This window comes from Dickeya dadantii NCPPB 898, assembly GCF_000406145.1.
GTDB classification, from domain to species: Bacteria; Pseudomonadota; Gammaproteobacteria; order Enterobacterales; family Enterobacteriaceae; genus Dickeya; species Dickeya dadantii.
In genome coordinates this window covers 3,187,313-3,190,311 of the sequence record NZ_CM001976.1, presented here as the reverse complement: position 1 = coordinate 3,190,311, position 2,999 = coordinate 3,187,313, and the positions used below count along the sequence as shown (strand labels likewise).

Sequence of the window (2,999 nt, the reverse complement as noted above, 5' to 3'; positions counted from 1 at the left end):
ACCGGGATACTTACATCATCACCGCGCTGGAAGCCGGAGTGAAGCCCTGGACGTGTCCGTGGCAGCGAGTGCCGGGCATGTCTGGTTTACCTTCCAACTTCGCAACCGGCATCGCGTATAGCGGAATGAATATCATGCTGTTGTGGTGCAGTGCGTCAGAACAGGGCTTCGGTGATCCACGCTGGATGACCTACAAACAGGCGCAGGCAGTAGGCGGGCAGGTTCGCAAAGGCGAACACGGCACGACCGCCATTTTTTATACAACCCTGGAAAAGGAAAACGAAGACGGAGAAATCGACCAGATCCCGATGCTGAAAACGTTCACCGTCTTTAACGTTGAACAAATTGATGGCCTTCCGCTGGCAACTGAGGTTGTTAGCCACGCTGAGACGTTTGAGCCGTTACCACAGGCTGAAAACCTGTTTCGTCGCAGTGGTGCCCGTATCATAGAGAAAGGTCAGAATGCCTTTTTCAAGCCATTAACGGATGAAATTTGGTTGCCGGAGCGCCATCTTTTTTCCGATGCCGCTAATTTCTACGCCACCGGCCTGCATGAGCTGGTTCACTGGAGCGGAGCAAAAACACGTCTTAACCGTGAAATGAAAGGGAAGTTTGGCAGTGATGAGTACGTGTTTGAAGAGTTGATAGCCGAACTAGGAAGCGCATTCCTGATGGCGGATCTGGGGATTGTCGGCGAGGTTCAGCATGAAAGCTATATCGCTTCCTGGCTGAAAGCACTGAAGAACGATAAACGCTATATTTTCAAAGCCGCCAGTGCGGCATCGAAAGCGCATCGTTATCTGATGGATAAAGTTTAAGTTGAAGCACAAGACACCGCAAAGGAAGGCGGTTTTAACCTGATATCGGGGCAGGCAGCGTGACGGATGTTTCAATTTCCCTGCGAATTTTCCGGGCATTGAATGCCATGAAAATTCGCAGGCTGCGGGTGCGGGCGGCAAAGAGCCCGCGCATCCCGCAAACGGCGTTTTACACCGGTGATTGCTGTAAACGACGGCTCAGATATGACGGCTGACGGTGACGTTTGCAGGACTGCAACGGTAGCTGGGCCTGTTTTTGGTGTTATGATAAGTGTATTGTGCCGTGTAATGCACACGTATCTCATACGGGAGAGCAATCATGACCGCGAAACAACGTAACACGCAGAGCGTGACCATGACGGTAGAGCGTGCCTTGCTGGTCCGGGCGCGTGAAGCGGGGATTAACCTGAGTGCCACCCTGACAACCGCCCTGGATGCAGAGCTTCGCCACCATGAAGCGAAAAAATGGCAGGAAGAGAACAGAGAATCCATCGACGCATTAAATCGTTTTCATGATGAACACGGCTGTTTCAGCGATGAATACCGGACATTTTAACTATGCAATTCACCGTATACGGTAATACCGGGAAAAGCGCCATTTACCCGCTGTTGCTCGATGTCACGAGCGATATTATTGGACAGTTGAATCGTCGGATAGTGATCCCGTTACTCCCTGTTGAAAAATACCCGGCAGGCCGCCGACCGGATCGCCTTGTCCCCGTCGTCAGGCTGACGGACGGCAAAGAATACGCCGTAATGACGCACGAGCTGGCAAGCATCCCTGTGCAGGCTTTGGGGGCGGTGTTTTGTGATGCGTCGCAGTACCGTAATCAGGTAAAGGCCGCAATAGATTTCCTCATTGACGGCATTTAGCCGTGGCTGTCGGGAGCCTGCTCTAGTTCGTCTATCGTGCGAAACAGAAACATCTCCCGGTTTTTGGCAAGGAACGGAACCGGAATACCGTTCCTTGCCACCGTCCTGATACTGTCAAACAGCCTGATGAGTGCGGTTTTGGTTTTGTCGTCCGGCATAACATACATCGCGTAATGCCAGCGCCCGGCGTCACAGGCCGCCAGATGACTTTTAACGATGCTGATATAGCGGGCTCGGGTTTTCATTGAGCGCTCCGTTTCCACTACCGACGCCAGCGGCCATCAGTGGCAGTACGACTACGACGAGGCGCAGCGGCTGTGCGGCGTCACCGACCCGCTGGGGCGCGAATGGCGCTGGGCCTACGACGCCGAGGGTAACCCGGCACACCTGACCGGCCCGGACGCCAGCGAGGTACGATTCACCTGGAACCGCTACGGCCTGCTGACCCAGGTAAGCGACGCCGCCGGTGAGGTGCAGGCCCGGTTGCAGTACGACCACCGTCAGCGGCTGCTGAGCGCCACCGATGCCGAAGGCCGCACCCGGCAGTTACGTTACGACAGGCAGGACCGGGTGGTGCAGTGGCAGCGCCCGGACGGCGTGCGCTTTGGGCTCGGTTATCGCCGGGCCAGTTGGACGCTGCCGGAGCAGCTGATGCGTCCGGACGACAAGGAAGAGCGGCGCCAGTACGACCGCCACAACAACCTGCTGAGCTACGTGGACGGCAACGGCGCGCTGTGGCGCCAGAGCTTCGGCCCGTTCGACCTGCTGACCGCGCGCACCGACGCCGAAGGCCGCACCTGGCACTACGGGTACGACAGGGAAAGCCAGCAACTGACAACGGTTATTGCCCCGGACGGCAGCCGCTGGCAGTGGTGGCTGGACGCCGACGGGCGGGTCATCCGCGAGCGCGACATGACCGGCACCGAGACCCACTACGGCTATGACGAGGACGGCCTGTGCATCCGCGTGCGTAATGGCGAAGGCGACACCCGCCACTTCCTCTACGATGCCCGCGGCCTGCTGTTGCGTGAAACCGCGCCGGACGACACCCTGCACTACCGCTATGATGCGGTGGGCCGCCTGATTGAAGTCTCGTCGGCCACCGCCCATGTGCAACTGGAGTACGACCTGCGTGACCGGGTGGTGCGCGAATGGCACAACGGCACGCTGCTTACCCGGCAGTACGATGACAGCGCCCGCACCGTTGCCCGTACGCTGACCTGGGACGGCGACGCCGGGGACACCACCGGCACCCTCGCGCCGCTCACCAGTCTGTTCCATTACACCCGCACCGGCGAACTGCGGCAG

Annotated in this window: 3 protein-coding genes and 2 pseudogenes; 4 read left to right on the top strand and 1 reads right to left on the bottom strand. The window is 58.0% G+C overall.

All coding sequences use genetic code 11. The features are described 5' to 3' along the window. The 3 genes from DDA898_RS14355 to DDA898_RS14345 form a co-directional block, all read left to right on the top strand. Positions 1-818 (top strand): ArdC family protein (locus tag DDA898_RS14355; protein WP_071604548.1); only part of this gene is annotated, 818 nt, incomplete at its 5' end. A gap of 319 nt (positions 819-1,137) precedes the next feature. Further along, positions 1,138-1,374: a type II toxin-antitoxin system CcdA family antitoxin gene (locus DDA898_RS14350; protein WP_038911535.1), complete on the top strand. Its 237-nt coding sequence runs from the start codon at positions 1,138-1,140 to the stop codon at positions 1,372-1,374. Between the two features lie 2 nt (positions 1,375-1,376). Continuing rightward, positions 1,377-1,691, top strand: a complete 315-nt coding sequence (locus tag DDA898_RS14345) for a CcdB family protein (protein ID WP_019844797.1) — start codon at positions 1,377-1,379, stop codon at positions 1,689-1,691. On the opposite strand, the pseudogene DDA898_RS14340 reads toward DDA898_RS14345, so the two are convergent. Further along, positions 1,688-1,954: pseudogene (locus DDA898_RS14340) on the bottom strand (MobC family replication-relaxation protein); the annotation flags it as partial. The gene DDA898_RS14345 and the pseudogene DDA898_RS14340 overlap by 4 nt on opposite strands. Here DDA898_RS14340 and DDA898_RS14335 point away from each other — a divergent pair. After that, positions 1,947-2,999 (top strand): annotated as a pseudogene (locus DDA898_RS14335) (RHS repeat-associated core domain-containing protein); the annotation flags it as partial. The pseudogenes DDA898_RS14340 and DDA898_RS14335 sit on opposite strands and share 8 nt — an antisense overlap.

Bases quoted from the DNA above. Each gene is read 5' to 3' on its own strand.
- DDA898_RS14350 (WP_038911535.1), top strand. From the start codon at position 1,138: ATGACCGCGAAACAACGTAACACGCAGAGCGTGACCATGACGGTAGAG.
- DDA898_RS14345 (WP_019844797.1), top strand. From the start codon at position 1,377: ATGCAATTCACCGTATACGGTAATACCGGGAAAAGCGCCATTTACCCG.